This is a genomic window from Stenotrophomonas sp. YJH_SMC_65 (assembly GCF_059369475.1).
The window spans coordinates 1-15,930 of sequence record NZ_JCAFSR010000003.1 but is presented as its reverse complement, the minus strand read 5'-3'; the positions used below and the strand labels follow the sequence as shown (position 1 = coordinate 15,930).

General features: G+C 66.9%; 12 protein-coding genes and 2 rRNA genes. 4 read left to right on the top strand and 10 right to left on the bottom strand.

Annotated features, from left to right (window positions below; translation table 11 throughout):
- Positions 1-29: 29 nt before the first annotated feature.
- The gene (gene coxB / locus AC5P7A_RS06060; RefSeq protein WP_041863004.1) at positions 30-983 is read right to left on the bottom strand and encodes a cytochrome c oxidase subunit II; all 954 of its coding nucleotides are present in this window, start codon (positions 981-983) and stop codon (positions 30-32) included.
- Between the two features lie 11 nt (positions 984-994).
- Entirely contained in the window at positions 995-1,471 is a 477-nt protein-coding gene (locus AC5P7A_RS06055) for a DUF2244 domain-containing protein (RefSeq protein WP_014645689.1), read from the bottom strand.
- Between the two features lie 274 nt (positions 1,472-1,745).
- Here AC5P7A_RS06055 and putA point away from each other — a divergent pair, with 274 nt between their 5' ends.
- Positions 1,746-4,964, top strand: a complete 3,219-nt coding sequence (putA, locus tag AC5P7A_RS06050; RefSeq protein ID WP_495219952.1) for a bifunctional proline dehydrogenase/L-glutamate gamma-semialdehyde dehydrogenase PutA — start codon at positions 1,746-1,748, stop codon at positions 4,962-4,964.
- Positions 4,965-5,115: 151 nt separating this feature from the next.
- On the opposite strand, the gene AC5P7A_RS06045 is transcribed toward putA, so the two are convergent.
- From AC5P7A_RS06045 to AC5P7A_RS06035, 3 genes are all read right to left on the bottom strand, one after another.
- Positions 5,116-6,189: an AAA family ATPase gene (locus AC5P7A_RS06045; protein ID WP_495219951.1), complete on the bottom strand. Its 1,074-nt coding sequence runs from the start codon at positions 6,187-6,189 to the stop codon at positions 5,116-5,118.
- Complete coding sequence (gene pnuC / locus AC5P7A_RS06040) at positions 6,176-6,775, bottom strand: nicotinamide riboside transporter PnuC (RefSeq protein WP_495219950.1); 600 nt, start codon at positions 6,773-6,775, stop codon at positions 6,176-6,178. Before pnuC ends, AC5P7A_RS06045 begins: the two co-directional genes overlap by 14 nt.
- Before the next feature lie 113 nt (positions 6,776-6,888).
- Entirely contained in the window at positions 6,889-8,316 is a 1,428-nt protein-coding gene (locus AC5P7A_RS06035; RefSeq protein WP_049419231.1) for an outer membrane protein transport protein, read from the bottom strand.
- A gap of 225 nt (positions 8,317-8,541) precedes the next feature.
- Here AC5P7A_RS06035 and AC5P7A_RS06030 point away from each other — a divergent pair, with 225 nt between their 5' ends.
- Entirely contained in the window at positions 8,542-9,234 is a 693-nt protein-coding gene (locus AC5P7A_RS06030) for a rhomboid family intramembrane serine protease (RefSeq protein ID WP_005414994.1), read from the top strand.
- 117 nt (positions 9,235-9,351) lie between these two features.
- Here the strand turns inward: AC5P7A_RS06030 and AC5P7A_RS06025 are convergent, their stop codons facing one another.
- The 3 genes from AC5P7A_RS06025 to AC5P7A_RS06015 all read right to left on the bottom strand — a co-directional run bounded on the left by AC5P7A_RS06025 (position 9,352) and on the right by AC5P7A_RS06015 (position 12,716).
- Positions 9,352-9,762: a hypothetical protein gene (locus tag AC5P7A_RS06025; protein ID WP_164077706.1), complete on the bottom strand. Its 411-nt coding sequence runs from the start codon at positions 9,760-9,762 to the stop codon at positions 9,352-9,354.
- Between the two features lie 83 nt (positions 9,763-9,845).
- Positions 9,846-11,306, bottom strand: a complete 1,461-nt coding sequence (locus AC5P7A_RS06020) for a S41 family peptidase (RefSeq protein ID WP_495219949.1) — start codon at positions 11,304-11,306, stop codon at positions 9,846-9,848.
- 108 nt (positions 11,307-11,414) lie between these two features.
- Positions 11,415-12,716: a murein hydrolase activator EnvC family protein gene (locus tag AC5P7A_RS06015; RefSeq protein ID WP_495219948.1), complete on the bottom strand. Its 1,302-nt coding sequence runs from the start codon at positions 12,714-12,716 to the stop codon at positions 11,415-11,417.
- A gap of 95 nt (positions 12,717-12,811) precedes the next feature.
- Between AC5P7A_RS06015 and AC5P7A_RS06010 the strand changes: the two genes are divergently transcribed.
- Both AC5P7A_RS06010 and AC5P7A_RS06005 read left to right on the top strand, forming a co-directional pair.
- Complete coding sequence (locus AC5P7A_RS06010) at positions 12,812-13,474, top strand: DUF4097 family beta strand repeat-containing protein (RefSeq protein WP_014645682.1); 663 nt, start codon at positions 12,812-12,814, stop codon at positions 13,472-13,474.
- An 86-nt stretch (positions 13,475-13,560) separates the two neighbouring features.
- Positions 13,561-15,270: a M28 family metallopeptidase gene (locus tag AC5P7A_RS06005; RefSeq protein WP_180835692.1), complete on the top strand. Its 1,710-nt coding sequence runs from the start codon at positions 13,561-13,563 to the stop codon at positions 15,268-15,270.
- A gap of 314 nt (positions 15,271-15,584) precedes the next feature.
- Here AC5P7A_RS06005 and rrf (AC5P7A_RS06000) read toward each other — a convergent pair.
- Together rrf (AC5P7A_RS06000) and rrf (AC5P7A_RS05995) are read right to left on the bottom strand one after the other, a co-directional pair.
- Positions 15,585-15,699 (bottom strand): 5S ribosomal RNA (gene rrf, locus AC5P7A_RS06000).
- 133 nt (positions 15,700-15,832) lie between these two features.
- Positions 15,833-15,930: ribosomal RNA gene (gene rrf, locus AC5P7A_RS05995) — 5S ribosomal RNA — on the bottom strand; the annotation flags it as partial.

Below are 15,930 nucleotides of genomic sequence, written 5' to 3'. Positions count from 1 at the left end.
CACGGCCGCGGGCGGCCGCGGGCTTTACATCACGCGCCGCTGGCTGCAGTGGCAGGTGCGCTGGCCGCTTCTGCAGCAGCAGGCGCAGCCGGCGCCTCGCCCGCCGGTGCAGCCGGTTCGGCAGGTGCCGCAGGCGTGGCCGGCGCGGCAGCCGGCGCCGGCTTGCGCTGCGCCAGCCACTGTTTGAATTCCTCCTTGGACACCGCCTCGACCACGATCGGCATGAAGCCGTGGTCCTTTCCGCACAGCTCGGCGCACTGGCCGCGGTACACGCCAGGCTGCTCGATGCTGGTCCAGGCTTCGTTGATGAAGCCGGGAATGGCATCCTGCTTCCAGCCCAGCGCCGGCACCCACCAGGCGTGGATCACGTCGTCGGAGGTGATGACGAAGCGCACCTTGGTGTCGACCGGCAGCACCAGCCGGTTGTCGACATCCAGCAGGTAGTGCGGATGGCTTTCACGGGTCGGCACGATGCCACTTTGCCGCACGCGGTCGGACTCGCGGTCCAGGCGGCTGGTGAAGGTGACGTTCTCGCCGAGGTATTCGTACTTCCACATCCACTGGTAGCCGGTGACCTTGACCGTCATCTCGGCATCGCGGGTGTCGTACATCTTGATCAGGTTGGCCGTGGCCGGCCACGCCATCACGATCAGGATGATCACCGGGATCACCGTCCAGATGATCTCGGCCTTGGTGTTGTGGCTGAAGGTGGCGGCGACTGCCCCCTTGGATTTGCGGAACTTGAAGATGGCGTAGGCCATCGCGCCGAACACGATGACGCCGATCACCGTGCAGATGATCAACGAGAGATTGTTCGATTCCCAGGCCAGGCGCGAGGTCTGGGTCACCCCCTTGCCCATGTTCAGCTGCCACGGCTTGGGATCGGCCGCCTGGGCCCAGGCCAACGCCGGCATCAGTCCCCCGGCCACCATGGCGGTGACCGCTGCAACGCACTTCGTGCCCCACCTGCTGCTTTGCTTCATTGCCTAGACCCTTAGCGTCGTCGGTTGCCGCCATCGCTGGCGGCGAGCAAGCTTTCAAGTGTCTCTGCGAGCGTCTGACGTTCGGCCGGCGCGAGGAAACTCCCCACCTCCACCTGCCGGCCGCTGGATGCCAGCCGGACCCTCTCATCGCCGGTGAGCAGGCGCACCCAGTGGGGGTGGGCCCGGAACACCGGCGATCCACCGGGTACGGGGATGACCTCCACGTACGCCGGCACTACCCGGATCTCCTCCTGCCGTTCACCGCTGCGCCACAAGGCACGCAGTGCCGCCGCCAGCACCAGGCTGTACAGCAGCGCGAACAGGGGGGCGAATGCATTGCCGGCCAACCACCCGAGGGCGGACACCAGCCACATCGCACCCGACAACACGGTGAACAACAGGACGAACTGCCGGGCATCGAGCGCCCGTGGGGGACGCAGCCGCAGCTGCGTACCTGACCCATCCGGAGCTGGAAGCACCTCGATCATGTCGCAACCGCGTTCCTGCCGCGGGAAACGTCTCGATGGTAGCCCCGCCCTCTCGCCGGTAGCAAGGGTGCATTCACACTTTTTCCCATGCTGCAACACAGCATGGGGTCGGCGGCGCGAATGCCGAATTCAGCACAAATATTGCCGGGCTTGCTGAACACGCTGAATACACCACCGTTAGGGGCTATCAGCCCTTCACGAAGGTGGCTGTGGGGCACTTCCGCAACCCGCAAAAATGATTAAAATCGCCAAGTTTTCCATTGGCCGGACCGGCATGAACGCACCTTCCTCCTCCCCTGCCGCCAGCGACGCCCAGCGTCCCGGCGTGCTGCTGTCGCCGGAACTGCCGGCGCCCCCCAACCCGTTCCGCCAGGCCATCACCGATGCCTGGTTGAAGGACGAGGCCAGCCACGTCCGCGAGCTGCTGGCGCAGGCCCGGCTGCCGGCCGACGAGCAGGCCAGGGTGCAGGCGCTGGCCGCCGACCTGGTCGGCCGCGTGCGCGTGCGTGCCAAGGACCAGGGCGCGATCGAAGCCTTCATGCGCCAGTACGACCTGGGCAGCGAAGAAGGCGTGCTGCTGATGTGCGTGGCCGAAGCGCTGCTGCGCATTCCGGACCAGGACACCGCCGACAAGCTGATCCGCGACAAGCTGGCCGATGCCGACTGGGAAAAGCACCTGGGCGGCAGCGACTCGGTGCTGGTCAACGCCTCCACCTGGGGCCTGATGCTGACCGGCAAGCTGGTACAGATGAATGACGCCACCCGCGCCGATGCGCCCAGCGCGTTCAAGCGCCTGGTCGGCCGCGTCGGTGAGCCGGTGGTGCGCCTGGCCGTGCGCCAGGCGATGAAGATCATGGGCCACCAGTTCGTCATGGGCCGCACCATCAGCGAGGCGCTGTCGCGCTCGCACAAGGGCGACAACGCGAACTACCGCTACTCCTTCGACATGCTGGGCGAAGGCGCGCTGACCATGAAGGACGCGCTGCGCTACCTGGAAGACTACCGTCGCGCGATCCACGCCATTGGCGGTGATCACAAGGCCCGCGGCGGCCGCCCGGATGGCGACGTCAACAACGCACCGGGCATCTCGATCAAGCTGTCGGCGCTGTACCCGCGCTACGAGCACGCCAAGCGCGAGCGCGTGCTGAAGGACCTGGTGCCGGGCGTGCTGGAGCTGGCGCAGCTGGCCAAGAGCTACGGCATCGGCTGCACCGTCGACGCCGAAGAGTCCGACCGCCTGGAACTGTCGCTGGACATCATCGAGCAGGTGTTCTCCGACGCCTCGCTGGCCGGCTGGGACGGCTTCGGCGTGGTCGTGCAGGCCTACCAGAAGCGCACGCCGTACACGATCGACCACCTGGCCGACATGGCGCGCCGCGCCGGTCGCCGCCTGCAGGTGCGCCTGGTCAAGGGCGCCTATTGGGATGCCGAGATCAAGCGCGCGCAGATCGAAGGCTATCCGGGCTACCCGGTGTTCACCCGCAAGCAGAACACCGACGTGTCCTACCTGGCATGCGCCAAGCGCCTGTTCACCCATGTCGACGCGATCTACCCGATGTTCGCCACGCACAACGCGCACACCATCGCTGCGGTGCGCAGCATCGCCAACGGTGGCGTGTACGAGCACCAGAAGCTGCACGGCATGGGTGATGACCTGTACGCCGAAGTGGTGCCGGCCGATCGCCTGGGCCTGCCCTGCCGCGTGTACGCCCCGGTCGGTTCGCATGAAGACCTGCTGCCGTACCTGGTGCGCCGCCTGCTGGAAAACGGCGCCAACTCCAGCTTCGTCAACCGCATCACCGATGAGCGCGTGCCGATCGCCGACCTGATCCGCGATCCGGTCGAGATGGTCGCCTCGTTCGCTTCGATTCCGCATCCCAAGATCCCGCTGCCGGTAGACCTGCTGCGCAGCCAGAACCACGACAGGAAGAACTCCATGGGCGCCAACCTCGCCAACGACAACGAACTGCGCGCCCTCGCCGAGCAGCTCAACGCGGCCGTGAAGCCGTGGCAGGCCGCCCCGCTGGTGCCGGGTGCGAACCCGGCCGGCGCCTCGCTGCCGGTGACCAACCCGGCCGACACCCGCGAAGTGGTCGGCCAGTGGCTGGCCGCCGATGCCGCCACCGTGCAGAAGGCGCTGGCGAATGCCGTAGCCGCGCAGCCGGCCTGGAACCGCACCCCGGCCGCCAGCCGCGCCGCCATCCTCGAGCACGCCGCCGACCAGCTGGAAGCGCGCATGCCGGAGTTCATGGCGCTGTGCGTGAAGGAAGCCGGCAAGAGCCTGCCCGACAGCATCGCCGAAGTGCGCGAAGCCGTGGACTTCCTGCGCTACTACGCCAAGCAGGCGCGCGAGCAGTTCAGCCACGCCGAGAAGCTGCCCAGCCCGACCGGTGAGTCCAACGAGCTGCAGCTGCACGGCCGCGGCGTGTTCGTCTGCATCAGCCCGTGGAACTTCCCGCTGGCGATCTTCCTGGGCCAGGTCGCCGCTGCACTGGCCGCCGGCAACAGCGTCATCGCCAAGCCGGCCGAACAGACCAACCTGATCGGCTACTACGCGGTGAAGCTGCTGCACGAAGCTGGCGTGCCGGCCGAGGTGGTGCAGTACCTGCCGGGCGACGGCGCCACCGTCGGTGCCGCACTGACCGCCGACCCGCGCGTGGCCGGCGTGGCCTTCACCGGCTCCACCGACACCGCACGTGCGATCAACCGCGCCATGGCCGCGCGTGACGCCGCCATCGGTGTGCTGATCGCCGAGACCGGCGGCCAGAATGCCTTCATCGCCGACTCCTCGGCGCTGCCGGAACAGCTGGTCAAGGACGCGATCGGTTCGGCCTTCACCTCCGCCGGCCAGCGTTGCTCGGCCGCGCGCGTGCTGTTCGTGCAGGACGACATCGCCGACAAGGTGATGACCATGCTGGCCGGCGCGATGAAGGAACTGAAGGTCGGCAACCCGGGCCTGCTGTCCACCGACGTCGGCCCGGTGATCGACGCCGACGCGCTGAAGATCCTGCAGGACCACGCCGAGCGCATGGACCGCGAAGCGCGCCTGATCGCGGCCGCCGAGCTGTCCGCCGAAGCGGCCAATGGCACCTTCTTCGCACCGCGCGCGTATGAACTGAAGGACCTGGGCCAGCTGTACAAGGAAATCTTCGGGCCGGTCCTGCACGTGATCCGCTGGAAGGGCGACCAGCTCGACGCGGTGATCGACCAGATCAATGCCACCGGCTACGGCCTGACCCTGGGCGTGCATTCGCGCATCGACGAGACCGTTGATCGCATCAGCAACGGCGTCCACGTCGGCAACGTCTACGTCAACCGCAACCAGATCGGCGCGGTGGTCGGCGTGCAGCCGTTCGGCGGCCAGGGCCTGTCCGGCACCGGCCCGAAGGCCGGCGGCCCGCACTACCTGCTGCGCTTCGCTACCGAAAAGACGGTGACGGTGAACACCACAGCCGCAGGCGGCAACGCCTCGCTGCTGACCCTGGGCGACTGATCGCCTGCTTGATGCAGTAAACAAAAAACCCCGCGAACGCGGGGTTTTTTGTGCTTTGCTTCCTGTAGAGGCGGGCCCACGCTCGGCTTTCCTGGCTGTAGAGCCGAGCCCACGCTCGGCTTTTCTGGCGCAGCCGAGCGTGGGCTCGGCTCTACAGAGGCAAGGCGACACTGAACCGATTGTCCGCCCGCTTCGCCAGCTCGCCCTGCACGCGTGCGATGCGCGTCTCCAGATCGCCTTCCAGCAGCACATGCTCGACACCCTCTGCCTGCAGCTGCTCCAGGTACCACGCATGCTGCTGCGTCCGGAAAGCTTCGCCCACGCGCGTGCCATCCTGGTCAAACGGAATATCCGGCGCGCACAGGAACAGCAGGTCGTAGCGTCGTCGTGCCGCTTGCCGCAGCGGCTGCGGCGCCGTGCCAAACATCCAGCCGCTGTAGCCCAGCGTCACCAGCGGCGTGGTATCGCAGAACAGCCAGCGATGCGCACGCCGCACAGCTTCGTCTTCGTGCTGTGGCTGTGTCATTGCGATGCGCAGCAGATCGCCCGGCGTCAGCTCTCCGCCTCGCTGCTCCCACAGCGTGCGGCCATACTCCGGCACCCAGACAGTCTGCAGACGCTCGGCCAGCACGCGGGCCAGCGTGGTCTTGCCGCTGGACTCGCCACCGATGAAGGCCACGCGCTGTACATGGTCGGCATACACCTGCGGTGCGAGCCCATGGCGATGCGCATGCGGATCGCTGCGCAGCTCGGTGCCGCAGGCCTGCCCGACGTCCAATGCGCGTTCGAGCCGCTCATGGCGTACCGGCGCACCGAAGTGCGTGGCCAGCGCCTGCGCGAAGCCGTCACCGTAGTCCTCACCGGTGTACACCGCCTGCACCGGCCCACCGAACAGGTTCAGGCACAGCCAGGCGGTAAAGTCACGTTGCACCTGTTCGTCATCACTGTCCTGCGGCAGCGCTCGCACCGGCAAGCCATGCTGCGTGCACAATGCGGCCAGTCGCGCGTCGTCAAGCACCGCTACCGTGGCCTGCGGGAAACGCGCACGCAGCCAGCGCTCGCGGCGCGCAGCGCTGTAGCCGGCAAAGCCCGGCTGCGACCAGCCGATCACCAGCAGCTGCTGGCAGCGCGTGGCGGCGAAGTCGATCAGTCGTTCATGGCCGCGATGCAGCGGGCAGAACTTGCCCACCACCAGGCCGCGTGCAACGGGCTCAGGCAGCGGCATCGGCCGCCCTGGCCTCGTCCCGCATCAGGTGCCGCCAATGGCGCAAGGCGACCAGCGCGTTGATCCAGAAGCCCACATACAGGATCGAGGTCAGGTGCAGGCCACGGCTGTAGTAGAGCGGCACCGCAACGGTGTTCACCAGCAGCCATACCCACCACGATTCCAGCTTGCGTCGCATCATCAGGATCTGCGCGATCACACTCAACACCAGCACCGCCGAATCGATGTACGGCGCATAGGCATTGGTCAGGCGGGTCAGCATCCAGCCGTAGCCGAACGTGGCCACTACCGCCAGCGGCGCCAGCCAGGCCCAGGCGCGCGGCCGCAATGAAGTGATCGGCAACGGCGCGCCATGGTCACCACACAGCCACTGCCACCAGCCCAGCACGCTGATGGCGATGAAGAAGAACTGCAGCACCATGTCCGCATACAGATGCGATCGTTCGAACACGGCAGCAAACAAGGCGCAGCCGACGATGCCCAGCCACCAGGTGTGCACGTTGTTGCGGCCGGCCAGCAGGATCGAGCCGGCGACGGCGATGTTGGCAGCCAGCTCCAGCTGGAAGTTCGGATCGGACAGGTTCATGTCGCTATTGTCGTGGATCCGTGCGCTGCGTGGACGCCCCGGCCCGTCCCCACAAAAAGAAAGGCCCCGCTTGCGCGGGGCCTCCTTCGTACTGCTCCAGGCAATCGCCCGAATCAGAACTTGTACTGCATCGACGCCGCCAGCACGTCGCCGCTGACCTTGTACTTGCCGGTCACGGTGTTGCCGGTGGCCGAGGTCGAGGTGATGTTCGGATCCTTGGTGAACAGGTGGGTGTAGCCCACGCTGTATTCCATCTTGTCCGAAGCGGCGTAGGTCATGCCCAGCGACAGCCACTTGCGGGTGGTGTCCGGCACGCGCACGTCGCGGTGGGCATCGGTGGTCGGGGTCTGGTCATAGGCCAGGCCGCCGCGCAGGGTCAGCTTGTCGTTCACGCGGAAATCGGTACCGATCGACGCGAAGGTGGTGTCACGGTAGTGGAACGGCAGCACGCTGTCCGGCTGGTTGGAGTCGTAATCGACGACGACCTGGTCGAACTTGCTCCACGCGGTGCGCGTGACTTCAGCCATGATCTGCCACTGGTCGTTCACACGGTGGGTGAAGCCCACGGTGGCGCTGGCCGGCAGGGTGATGGTCGCGCGACCGTTGCTGTCGATGAAGGTACCCGGGGCAGCAGTGGCCAGGAAGGCCGCCGCATTCTGCGGGATGGTGAAATCGGCCTTGCCGTCGGTGATCTTGTGCTCGACCTTCGAGCGGTAGCTGAACGCGATGTTGGTGCCTTCCACCGGGGTGACCGTCATGCCCAGGGTGTAGCCGACCGACACTTCATCGCCCTTGATGCGCAGGTAGCCATCGGCGGTGCCCGGCGAGAAGCCGAGCTGGGCGGCCTGGCGTGCAGCGGCCTGCGAGGCCGCCGCAGCCTGGGCTGCGGTGCCGCCGGCAGCCAACACACGCGCCGCAGCGGTGCGCTGGGCAGTGGCGTTGATCGCGGTGCCGGTGTCGACAGCACTGGTCAGGTCGACGTTCAGGCGCTCGGCGAACACCGACGCACCGAACGACAGGTACGGGTTGACGTCATAGGAGAACGCCACGCCCAGGTCGATGGCCTGCAGCTCGGTCTTGACGCCGTTGTAGCGGCCGACCCAGTCGCGGTCGTATTCGGTCTTGAAGCCGAACGGCACGGTCAGCGAAGCACCGAAGTGCATGTTGTCGTTCTCGCCGAACGGCACGTGGAAGTACGCGGCCGGAACCGGGGCGATCATGCCGGCGTCGCCGCCGTTGCCACCGGAAATCGGCGCGCCGTTGGCGTACTTGCCCTGGCCGCGGAACTTGGCGCCGAAGCTGATGGCGCTGACGTCGCCCTGGACCAGGGTGCCGTCGAGCAGGCGCATGGACGCCGGGTTGGTAGCGATGACCGAGGCGTCACCTTCGGTCGAGGTGGAGCCGGCGAACGCGCGGCCCAGGCCCTTGGCGCTGTTTTCCTTCAGCTGGAAGGCGGCAGCATTGGCATCGGCGGCGGCCAGCGCACCGGCAACGCCGACGGCCAGCAGGGTCAGTCGGGCAATGGTGGAAGCGGTTTGCATCGTAGTTCTCTCTCCGGTAAGCGGTGATGGTGCTCTGAGTGCGCCTGCGCCCGCCGGGTCCTGGGACCCATCGGAGCGCGCCGGATTCCCCTCCCGACATACGACGCCGTATGCGAGTATTACCCAGAGCTGTTAATGAAACAATAACAGCGCAGGCGGTTTTTTCGTCTCAAAAGCTGAACAGGACCGTCCCCACCGAACGTGGCCGCACGCTAGGCTATTGGCATGTTCGTCTCCCTCCCGTCGCGCAAGAAGGCGGCCCTGCGCTGGGCCACGCCCGTGCTGTTCGCGTCATTGTGGCTGGCATTCCTGTGGTCGATCTCGCGCCCGGACGATGCCCGCGGCAGTCTCTGGCTGGACTGGGGCGCCCTGTCCACCGGCCTGACCCGTCCGCTGGACTGGTGGGCGACCCTGCAGGACGGCAGCGTGCTGCGCCTGTTCACTGCGCTGTTCCTGCACGCCGACTGGTCGCACCTGCTGGGCAACCTGGTGTTCCTGCTGATCTTCGGCCTCCCCGCCGAGCGGGTGCTGGGACCCTGGCGGTTGCTGCTGCTGTTCCTCGTGGGCGGCGCGGTGTCCAACCTGGTGGCGATCTACACCATGGGCAGCCCGGACCAGATCATCATCGGCGCCAGCGGCGCGGTGTCGGCGCTGATCGGCGCCTATCTGGCCCTGTTCCCCGGTGCCCGGCTGGGCGTGGTGATCCCGCTGGGCCTGTTCCTGGAGTTCGTGCGCGCCCCGGCCTACCTGCTGATCGGCGTCTGGGCCGCGCTGCAGGTGGTGTTCGCCCATATCGGCCCCAGCTTCGGCATGGTGGCCTGGTGGGCGCACATCGGCGGCTTCGTGTTCGGCGTGGTGTATGGCGTGTACGTGCGCGCCGCGATCGCGCGCCGCCTGCGCAAGCGGCACGGATTCTGACCCCTGGTAGTGCCGGCCGCTGGCCGGCTCCACGCTCACCCGCTCGTTCGTTGCGTCGAGCGTGCCCGACTCCGTCATTGATATGGGTCTATTCCGTCCGCGATGACACCGAAAGGGTCACTCGCGACTGATCACCAGGGTGTTGTGGTGGGTGTCGAACAGCAGCGCAGAGCCGCCATCCAGCACCACGAAATACTCGAAGAACGGCAACTCGCCAAGCAACGGAATCAGTTCACTTGCCTGTAGAGTCCAGATCGGCCACGGCAATGCGCACTCATCTGACGCTACCAGAAGCATTTCACCGTTCACTCCCGCCAGCAGTTCAGCCAGGCAGGAAAGGCCTTCATCGCTACTGTCGTATTGGATCGTCTGATCAGCCGACGCCTTGCTTGCCCACCAATAGACAAAGCGCGGATCGATTCCATGGCGGCAGGCCAGGGATTCCAACAGGGCGGCGGCCCGGTTAGGTGGCAGCGGATCACGACCAAGCAGTTGGCTGATCGTAGTCGCTAGGTTCGAATCGTCCATGGGCCGATTCTATCGGGCGACGCCCCGGCCGCGTCGCCTTCCGGATGAGCAGGCTGTTCGCCGGGCACAGTCCGGCGCTACCGTCAGGGCTTGGCCGGGGCCGGTGCGGGCTTTGCTTCGGGCTTGCCCCCTGCCTTCGATTCGACCTTCGGATCCGTCTTTGCTTCCGGCTTCGCCGCAGCGGCCTTCGCGGCCTTGGCCGCATCCGCCTTGGCGGCCTCGGCCTTCAACCGTGCGGCCACCGAGCCTGGGTTCTTCAGCTCGGCCAGCGCGTCGTTGATCGGGCCATCGCCCGGCAGCACCGCACCGGCGTGGTAGCCCTCCGTGCCTTCGTCATCGCCGCGCAGATGGCCCGGCAGGGTCGCTTCGCTGTAGTCGCTCAGGCTGGCTGGCAGTGCCTCCTCGGCCGGCGTGGCGGCGGGCTTCAGTTCGACGTCCGGCACGATGCCGGTGGCCTGGATCGACTTGCCGCTGGGCGTGTAATAGCGCGCGGTGGTCAGCTTCACCGAATCACCGTTGTCCAGCGGCAGAACGGTCTGCACCGAGCCCTTGCCGAAGGTACGGCTGCCGACCACGCGCGCCCGCTTGTTGTCGCGCAGCGCGCCGGCCAGGACTTCCGATGCACTGGCCGAACCGGCATCGGCCAGCACGACCACCGGTGCGCCCTTCAGCAGGTCGCCCGGGGTCGCGTCGAATCGTGCATCGCTGATGCTGATGCGGCCACGGGTGCTGACGATGTTGCCCTTGTCGAGCAGATCATCGGCCACCTGCACGGCAGCGGTCAGCAGGCCACCCGGGTTGCTGCGCAGGTCCAGCACCAGGCCCTTGAGCTGGCCACCGGACTGCTTCTGCAGCTGCTGCACGTGCTTCTGGAAGTCCGAACCGGTATCGGCCTGGAAGGTGCTCAGGCGGATGTAGCCATAGCCGGGTTCCAGCAGGCGGCTGCGCACGCTGGTCACGCGGATGGTCTGGCGGGTGAGGCTCACGTCGAACGGCTTGGGCTTGCCTTCGCGCACGATGGTCAGCACCACCTTGCTGCCGGCCGGGCCGCGCAGCGGCTCGCTGGCATCGATCGCACTGATCGGCTTGCCGTCGATGGCGATGATCAGGTCACCAGCGAGGATGCCGGCCTTGGCCGCCGGGGTGTCGTCGATCGGCGCGATCACCTTCATGCTGGCGTTGTCCGGCTGCTGCTGCAGCTCCACGCCGATGCCCTCGTAGGCACCATTGGCCTGCTCGTCGAAGGCCTGCGCGTCTTCCTTGTTGAAGTAGGTGCTGTGCGGATCGAGGTCGAGCAGCAGGCCACGCACGGCCGACTGCATCAGCTTCTTGTCATCGACCGGATCGACATATGCGGCGCGCACCGCGTTGTACACGGCCACGAAGCGGCGGATGTCCTCCAGCGGCACCTTCGAGGTCACCGCCTCCTCGCTGTTCGCTGCCTGCCCGCTGGTTTCCTGGCTCGGGGCGGGCGCGGTCTGCTGCGCCCAGGACAGCGCTGGCAACAGGGCCAGCAAGAGGGTGGCGGTACGGGCTGCGCGCATGGATCACTCCTGTCGACGTTGGCATCGTGCCCAAGGCACATGCACCGATTATGCGCGAAGCACAGCTAAATTCCCGTTGAATCCAACCCGCATCCGGCAGGCCTGGATTCAGCGCCGCTGCAGCCAGCTGTCCGGGTTGACCGGCTGCCCGCCACGGCGCAGCTCAAAGTACAGCGCGGTGACGCCCTGACCACCGGAATTGCCGACCTTGGCCACCGCATCACCGCGGCTGACCCTTGCGCCGGCATCCTTCAGCAGGGTGTCGTTGTGGGCATACAGGCTCATGTAGCCATTGCCGTGGTCGACGATCAGGATCATGCCGTAGCCGGTCATCCAGTCGGAGAACACCACGGTGCCGTCGGCCACGGCCGTGACGGTGCTGCCGGCCGGCGCGCCGATCAGCACGCCGCTGCTGGTACGGCCATCGGGCAGCTTGCCGCCATAGCGGGCCAGCAGGTTGCCGGACAACGGCCAACCCAGGCCGCCGACCTTCGGTGCCGGTGCCGACGCCACCGCAGGTGGAACCTTGGTTGCCGGCGGCGGTGGCCGGCCCTGTGCGGCCGCCTGGCGTGCGGCCCGCTCGGCAGCGGCCTTTTCGGCAGCAGCTCGACGTGCCGCCGCGCGACGCTCGGCTTCGGCCCGGGCGGCAGCGGCACGCAGATTGGCCAGCAGCGTTTCCAGCGCCTTGGCATCCTGGCCCAGTGCCTGTTCCTTCTCGCGCCGGTCCTTGAAGCGTTCGTCGAGCGAGGCCACGGTCTGCGCGCGGTCACGGCGGTCGGCCGCCAGCGCCGCTGCCTGCTGCTTCTGGTCCTGCTGCGCCCCCTGCAGCTTCTGCTTGCGCTCGGCGATCTGCGCCTGCAGCGCTTCCAGTTCCTTCAGGTCGGCGGTGAGCGTGGTGATGCGATGCGCTCGTTCGCGCTGCAGGTAACGATGGTAGGCCAGGGCGCGATTGGCATCGGCCACCGTGTCCTGCGACAGCAGCAGCTTCAGCGGTGCGTGATTGCCAAGCTGATACGCCGCGCGCAGCAGGCCGGCCAGTTCGCGGTGCTGCTGGGCCAGGTTGGTTTGCAGGCTGCTGCGGCGCTGCTCGGCCTGGGCCAGGGCCTGGGCCTGCTCACGCAGCGCCGCTTCGGTCTGCGCAAGCGCGCGGCCGGTGCGTGCCACCTTCTCGTCGGCCTCGCGCAGCTGTTGCGATGCTTGGCCACGCTGCCCTTCGATCTGCCGTCGCTCCTGCGCCACGCCCTTCAGCTCGGTACGCAGCTTCTGCAGCTTGCGCTCGGTCTCGCGGGTGGTCTGCGCAGCACCCGGCAGGGGCAGGGCCAGCGCCACAGCCAGCCCCAGCAGCAGCCAGCGCCCGCCGCGTACGGCGGCGATGTGATGTCGGCGTGATGGGAAGGCGTTGTCGCGCAAGGGCTTTCCAGTGACTTCAGGCAGTTGCGGGGGGTACCGGGGAATGGTGACATCTCCGCACGCGGCCTGCCAGCCGCACATCCATCGAGGTTCCAATGAAAACTCTATCCATTCCGCTGCTGTTGGGCGTACTGCTGGTCACCGGGCCGGTCTGCGCCCAGGAGAACATCAGCAAGGTCAACGGCAGCATCAGCGCCGAACCCGGCCAACGCTACGGCAAGCTGGACACCGTCAACGGCGGCATCCGCGTCGGCGAAGGCGTCGAGACCGGAAGCATCGACACAGTCAACGGCGGGGTGAAGGTTGCCGACCGCGCACGCACCGGCAAGATCGAAACGGTCAACGGCGGTGTCCGCCTGGGTCGCGAAGTGATCGCCAGCGGTGGCGTCAGCACCGTCAACGGCAGCATCTTCACTGATCGCGGCAGCCAGATCGAAGGCGGCGTCGAGACCGTGAACGGCGGCATCGGCCTGGTCGAGAGCCGCGTCGGCAAAGACGTCGAGACCGTCAACGGTGACATCACCGTCGGCATCGGTTCGCAGGTCAACGGCGGCGTGCATGTGCGCAAGCCGAACTTCAGTGTCTCGCTCACCGCCAGCCGCAAGCCGCGCGTGATCATCGGCCCCAACGCGGTCGTCAGTGGGCCGCTGCAGTTCGAGCGCGAGGTGGTGCTGTACGTGCATCGCACCGCACGCATCGGCCCGGTCACCGGGGCCGAGCCGATCCCGTTCGATACCGAAACCGCGCCGGCCGACTGAACCCGTCGCACCTGCCGCTTCGGTGATACTCGCGTTTACCGGTCGCGCATGAGATGCGACCGCCCTTTGTTCTCCAGGAATCGACGATGCCCCGCAAACTCCTCCTGTGCCTGGCCGCCGCGGCCGCGCTCAGTGCCTGCAAAGGCGAATCCACGCCGGCTGCCACGCCGCCCACCGATACCGCTGCCGCGAAGCCGGCCGCCCATCAGTTCTCACCGGAGATCAACGCCGGCGACTTCGCCGAGATGGTCAAGACCCTGGCTTCGGATGAGTTCGAAGGCCGCGCCCCGGGCAGCAAGGGCGAAGAACTGACGGTCAACTACATCCGCGACCAGATGCAGCGCATCGGCCTGCAGCCCGGCAACGGCGACAGCTGGTTCCAGGATGTGCCGATGACCGAGACCACGGCCGATGAATCGACCGTGCTGAAGATCACCCAGGGCGGCAAGACCACCGAACTGAAGTTCGGCACCGACATGGTGGTCGGCACCCGTACCGGCCAGGCCGAGGTGAAGGTCGATGCCAGCGACCTGGTGTTCGTCGGCTATGGCGTCGATGCGCCGGAGCAGAAGTGGAATGACTACGCCGGTCAGGACTGGAAGGGCAAGACGGTCGTGATGTTCGTCAACGACCCGGGCTTCCACGTCGACGACGCGAAGCTGTTCGACGGCAAGCGCATGACCTACTACGGCCGCTGGACCTACAAGTTCGAGGAGGCCGCCCGCAAGGGCGCCGCCGCCGCGCTGATCGTGCACGACACCGCCGGCGCGTCCTACGGCTGGGACGTGGTGAAGAATTCCTGGGCTGGCCCGCAGTACGACCTGCCCGCCAAGGATGACCCGGAAGCGCGCATCCCGGTACAGGGCTGGCTGAGCGCCGACGCGGCCAAGGCGCTGTTCGCCGGTGCCGGCCTGGACCTCGCCCAGGCCTACAAGGACGCCAGCAAGCGCGGTTTCAAGCCAGTGCCGCTGAAGGCCACCGCTGCGGTCGACCTGAAGAGCCGGATCGCACAGAAGCAGTCGCGCAACGTGGTCGGCGTGCTGCCGGGCAGCAAGCGCGCTGACGAGGCCGTCCTGTACATGGCGCACTGGGACCACCTGGGCAAGCATGAGGGTGAGACCGGCGACAACATCTACAACGGCGCGGTCGACAACGCCACCGGCGTGGCTGGCATTCTCGAAGTGGCCGAAGCCATGGCCCACCAGGAGCCGAAGCCGGAGCGTTCGGTGGTGTTCCTGGCGGTGACCCTGGAAGAGTCCGGCCTGCTGGGTTCCAAGTACTACGTCGCCCACCCGACCTTCCCGCTGGACAAGATCGCCGGTGTGATCAACATCGATGCGATGTCGGTGGCCGGCCGTGCCAAGGACGTGACCGTCACCGGCTTCGGCAGCTCGGAGCTGGAGGACATCCTCAAGCCGCTGGCCGCCGCCCAGGACCGCACCCTGCACGGTGAGACCTCGGTACAGAGCGGCTTCTACTTCCGCTCCGATCACTTCAACTTCGCAAAGGCGGGTGTGCCGGCCCTGTACGCCGATGGCGGCGAAGACCTGCGCGAGGGTGGCGTGGAAGCGGGCCGCAAGGCGGCGGCGGACTACGGCGCCAACCGTTACCACGGCCCGAAGGACGAGTTCGACGCCGCCACCTGGAAGCTGGACGGCACCGTCGAAGACCTGCAGCTGATGTACGGCGTGGGCAAGGAACTGGCCGGTGGCGATCGTTGGCCGAACTGGTATGCAGGCAATCCGTTCAAGGCAGCCCGCGACGCGATGATGAAGGACAAGGTCCCGGCCAAGTAAAGTCGGGCCATGCTCGACTGAGCACTGTTGATAGCAGAGCGGCGCCCCACGGGGCGCCGCTTTTCTTTTGCGTACCGTCGGCGGCTCATCCACGGTTGGTGTGGATCTGCCGGTAGTGCCGGCCGCTGGCCGGCAATCGATTGGTAGCGGCCAACCCTGGTTGGCGCCATGCTCCTCGCGGAGCACTTACGCATGGCGTGGATCTACCGGGCAATGCAACGCCATCGGATTGCCGGCCAGCGGCCGGCACTACCTGCACTTTCTGCGCACAAAGAAAAACCCCGCTGCATGAGCAGCGGGGTTTTGGGTGTAAACCCTGGCGATGACCTACTCTCGCATGGCTTGAGCCACACTACCATCGGCGCAGCTGCGTTTCACTTCCGAGTTCGGGATGGGATCGGGTGGTTCCACAGCGCTAATTTCACCAGGGAGACGGTTGCAGCAGCGCTTGCAGCGCCAGCTTCGCGATCTTGCCCTTGGGGCGGAAGGGACCCGGAAAATGCAGTGCCTTCACTTAATAAGAAAAACCCCGCTGCGCAAGCAGCGGGGTTTTGGGTATAAACCCTGGCGATGACCTACTCTCGCATGGCTTGAGCCACACTACCATCGGCGCAGCTGCGTTTCACTTCCGAGTTCGGGATGGGATCGGGTGGTTCCACA

Bases quoted from the DNA above. Each gene is read 5' to 3' on its own strand.
- AC5P7A_RS06035 (WP_049419231.1), bottom strand. From the start codon at position 8,316: ATGCAAACCGCTTCCACCATTGCCCGACTGACCCTGCTGGCCGTCGGC.
- putA (WP_495219952.1), top strand. From the start codon at position 1,746: ATGAACGCACCTTCCTCCTCCCCTGCCGCCAGCGACGCCCAGCGTCCC.
- AC5P7A_RS06030 (WP_005414994.1), top strand. From the start codon at position 8,542: ATGTTCGTCTCCCTCCCGTCGCGCAAGAAGGCGGCCCTGCGCTGGGCC.
- pnuC (WP_495219950.1), bottom strand. From the start codon at position 6,775: ATGAACCTGTCCGATCCGAACTTCCAGCTGGAGCTGGCTGCCAACATC.
- coxB (WP_041863004.1), bottom strand. From the start codon at position 983: ATGAAGCAAAGCAGCAGGTGGGGCACGAAGTGCGTTGCAGCGGTCACC.
- AC5P7A_RS06005 (WP_180835692.1), top strand. From the start codon at position 13,561: ATGCCCCGCAAACTCCTCCTGTGCCTGGCCGCCGCGGCCGCGCTCAGT.
- AC5P7A_RS06010 (WP_014645682.1), top strand. From the start codon at position 12,812: ATGAAAACTCTATCCATTCCGCTGCTGTTGGGCGTACTGCTGGTCACC.
- AC5P7A_RS06045 (WP_495219951.1), bottom strand. From the start codon at position 6,189: ATGCCGCTGCCTGAGCCCGTTGCACGCGGCCTGGTGGTGGGCAAGTTC.
- AC5P7A_RS06055 (WP_014645689.1), bottom strand. From the start codon at position 1,471: ATGATCGAGGTGCTTCCAGCTCCGGATGGGTCAGGTACGCAGCTGCGG.
- AC5P7A_RS06020 (WP_495219949.1), bottom strand. From the start codon at position 11,306: ATGCGCGCAGCCCGTACCGCCACCCTCTTGCTGGCCCTGTTGCCAGCG.
- AC5P7A_RS06025 (WP_164077706.1), bottom strand. From the start codon at position 9,762: ATGGACGATTCGAACCTAGCGACTACGATCAGCCAACTGCTTGGTCGT.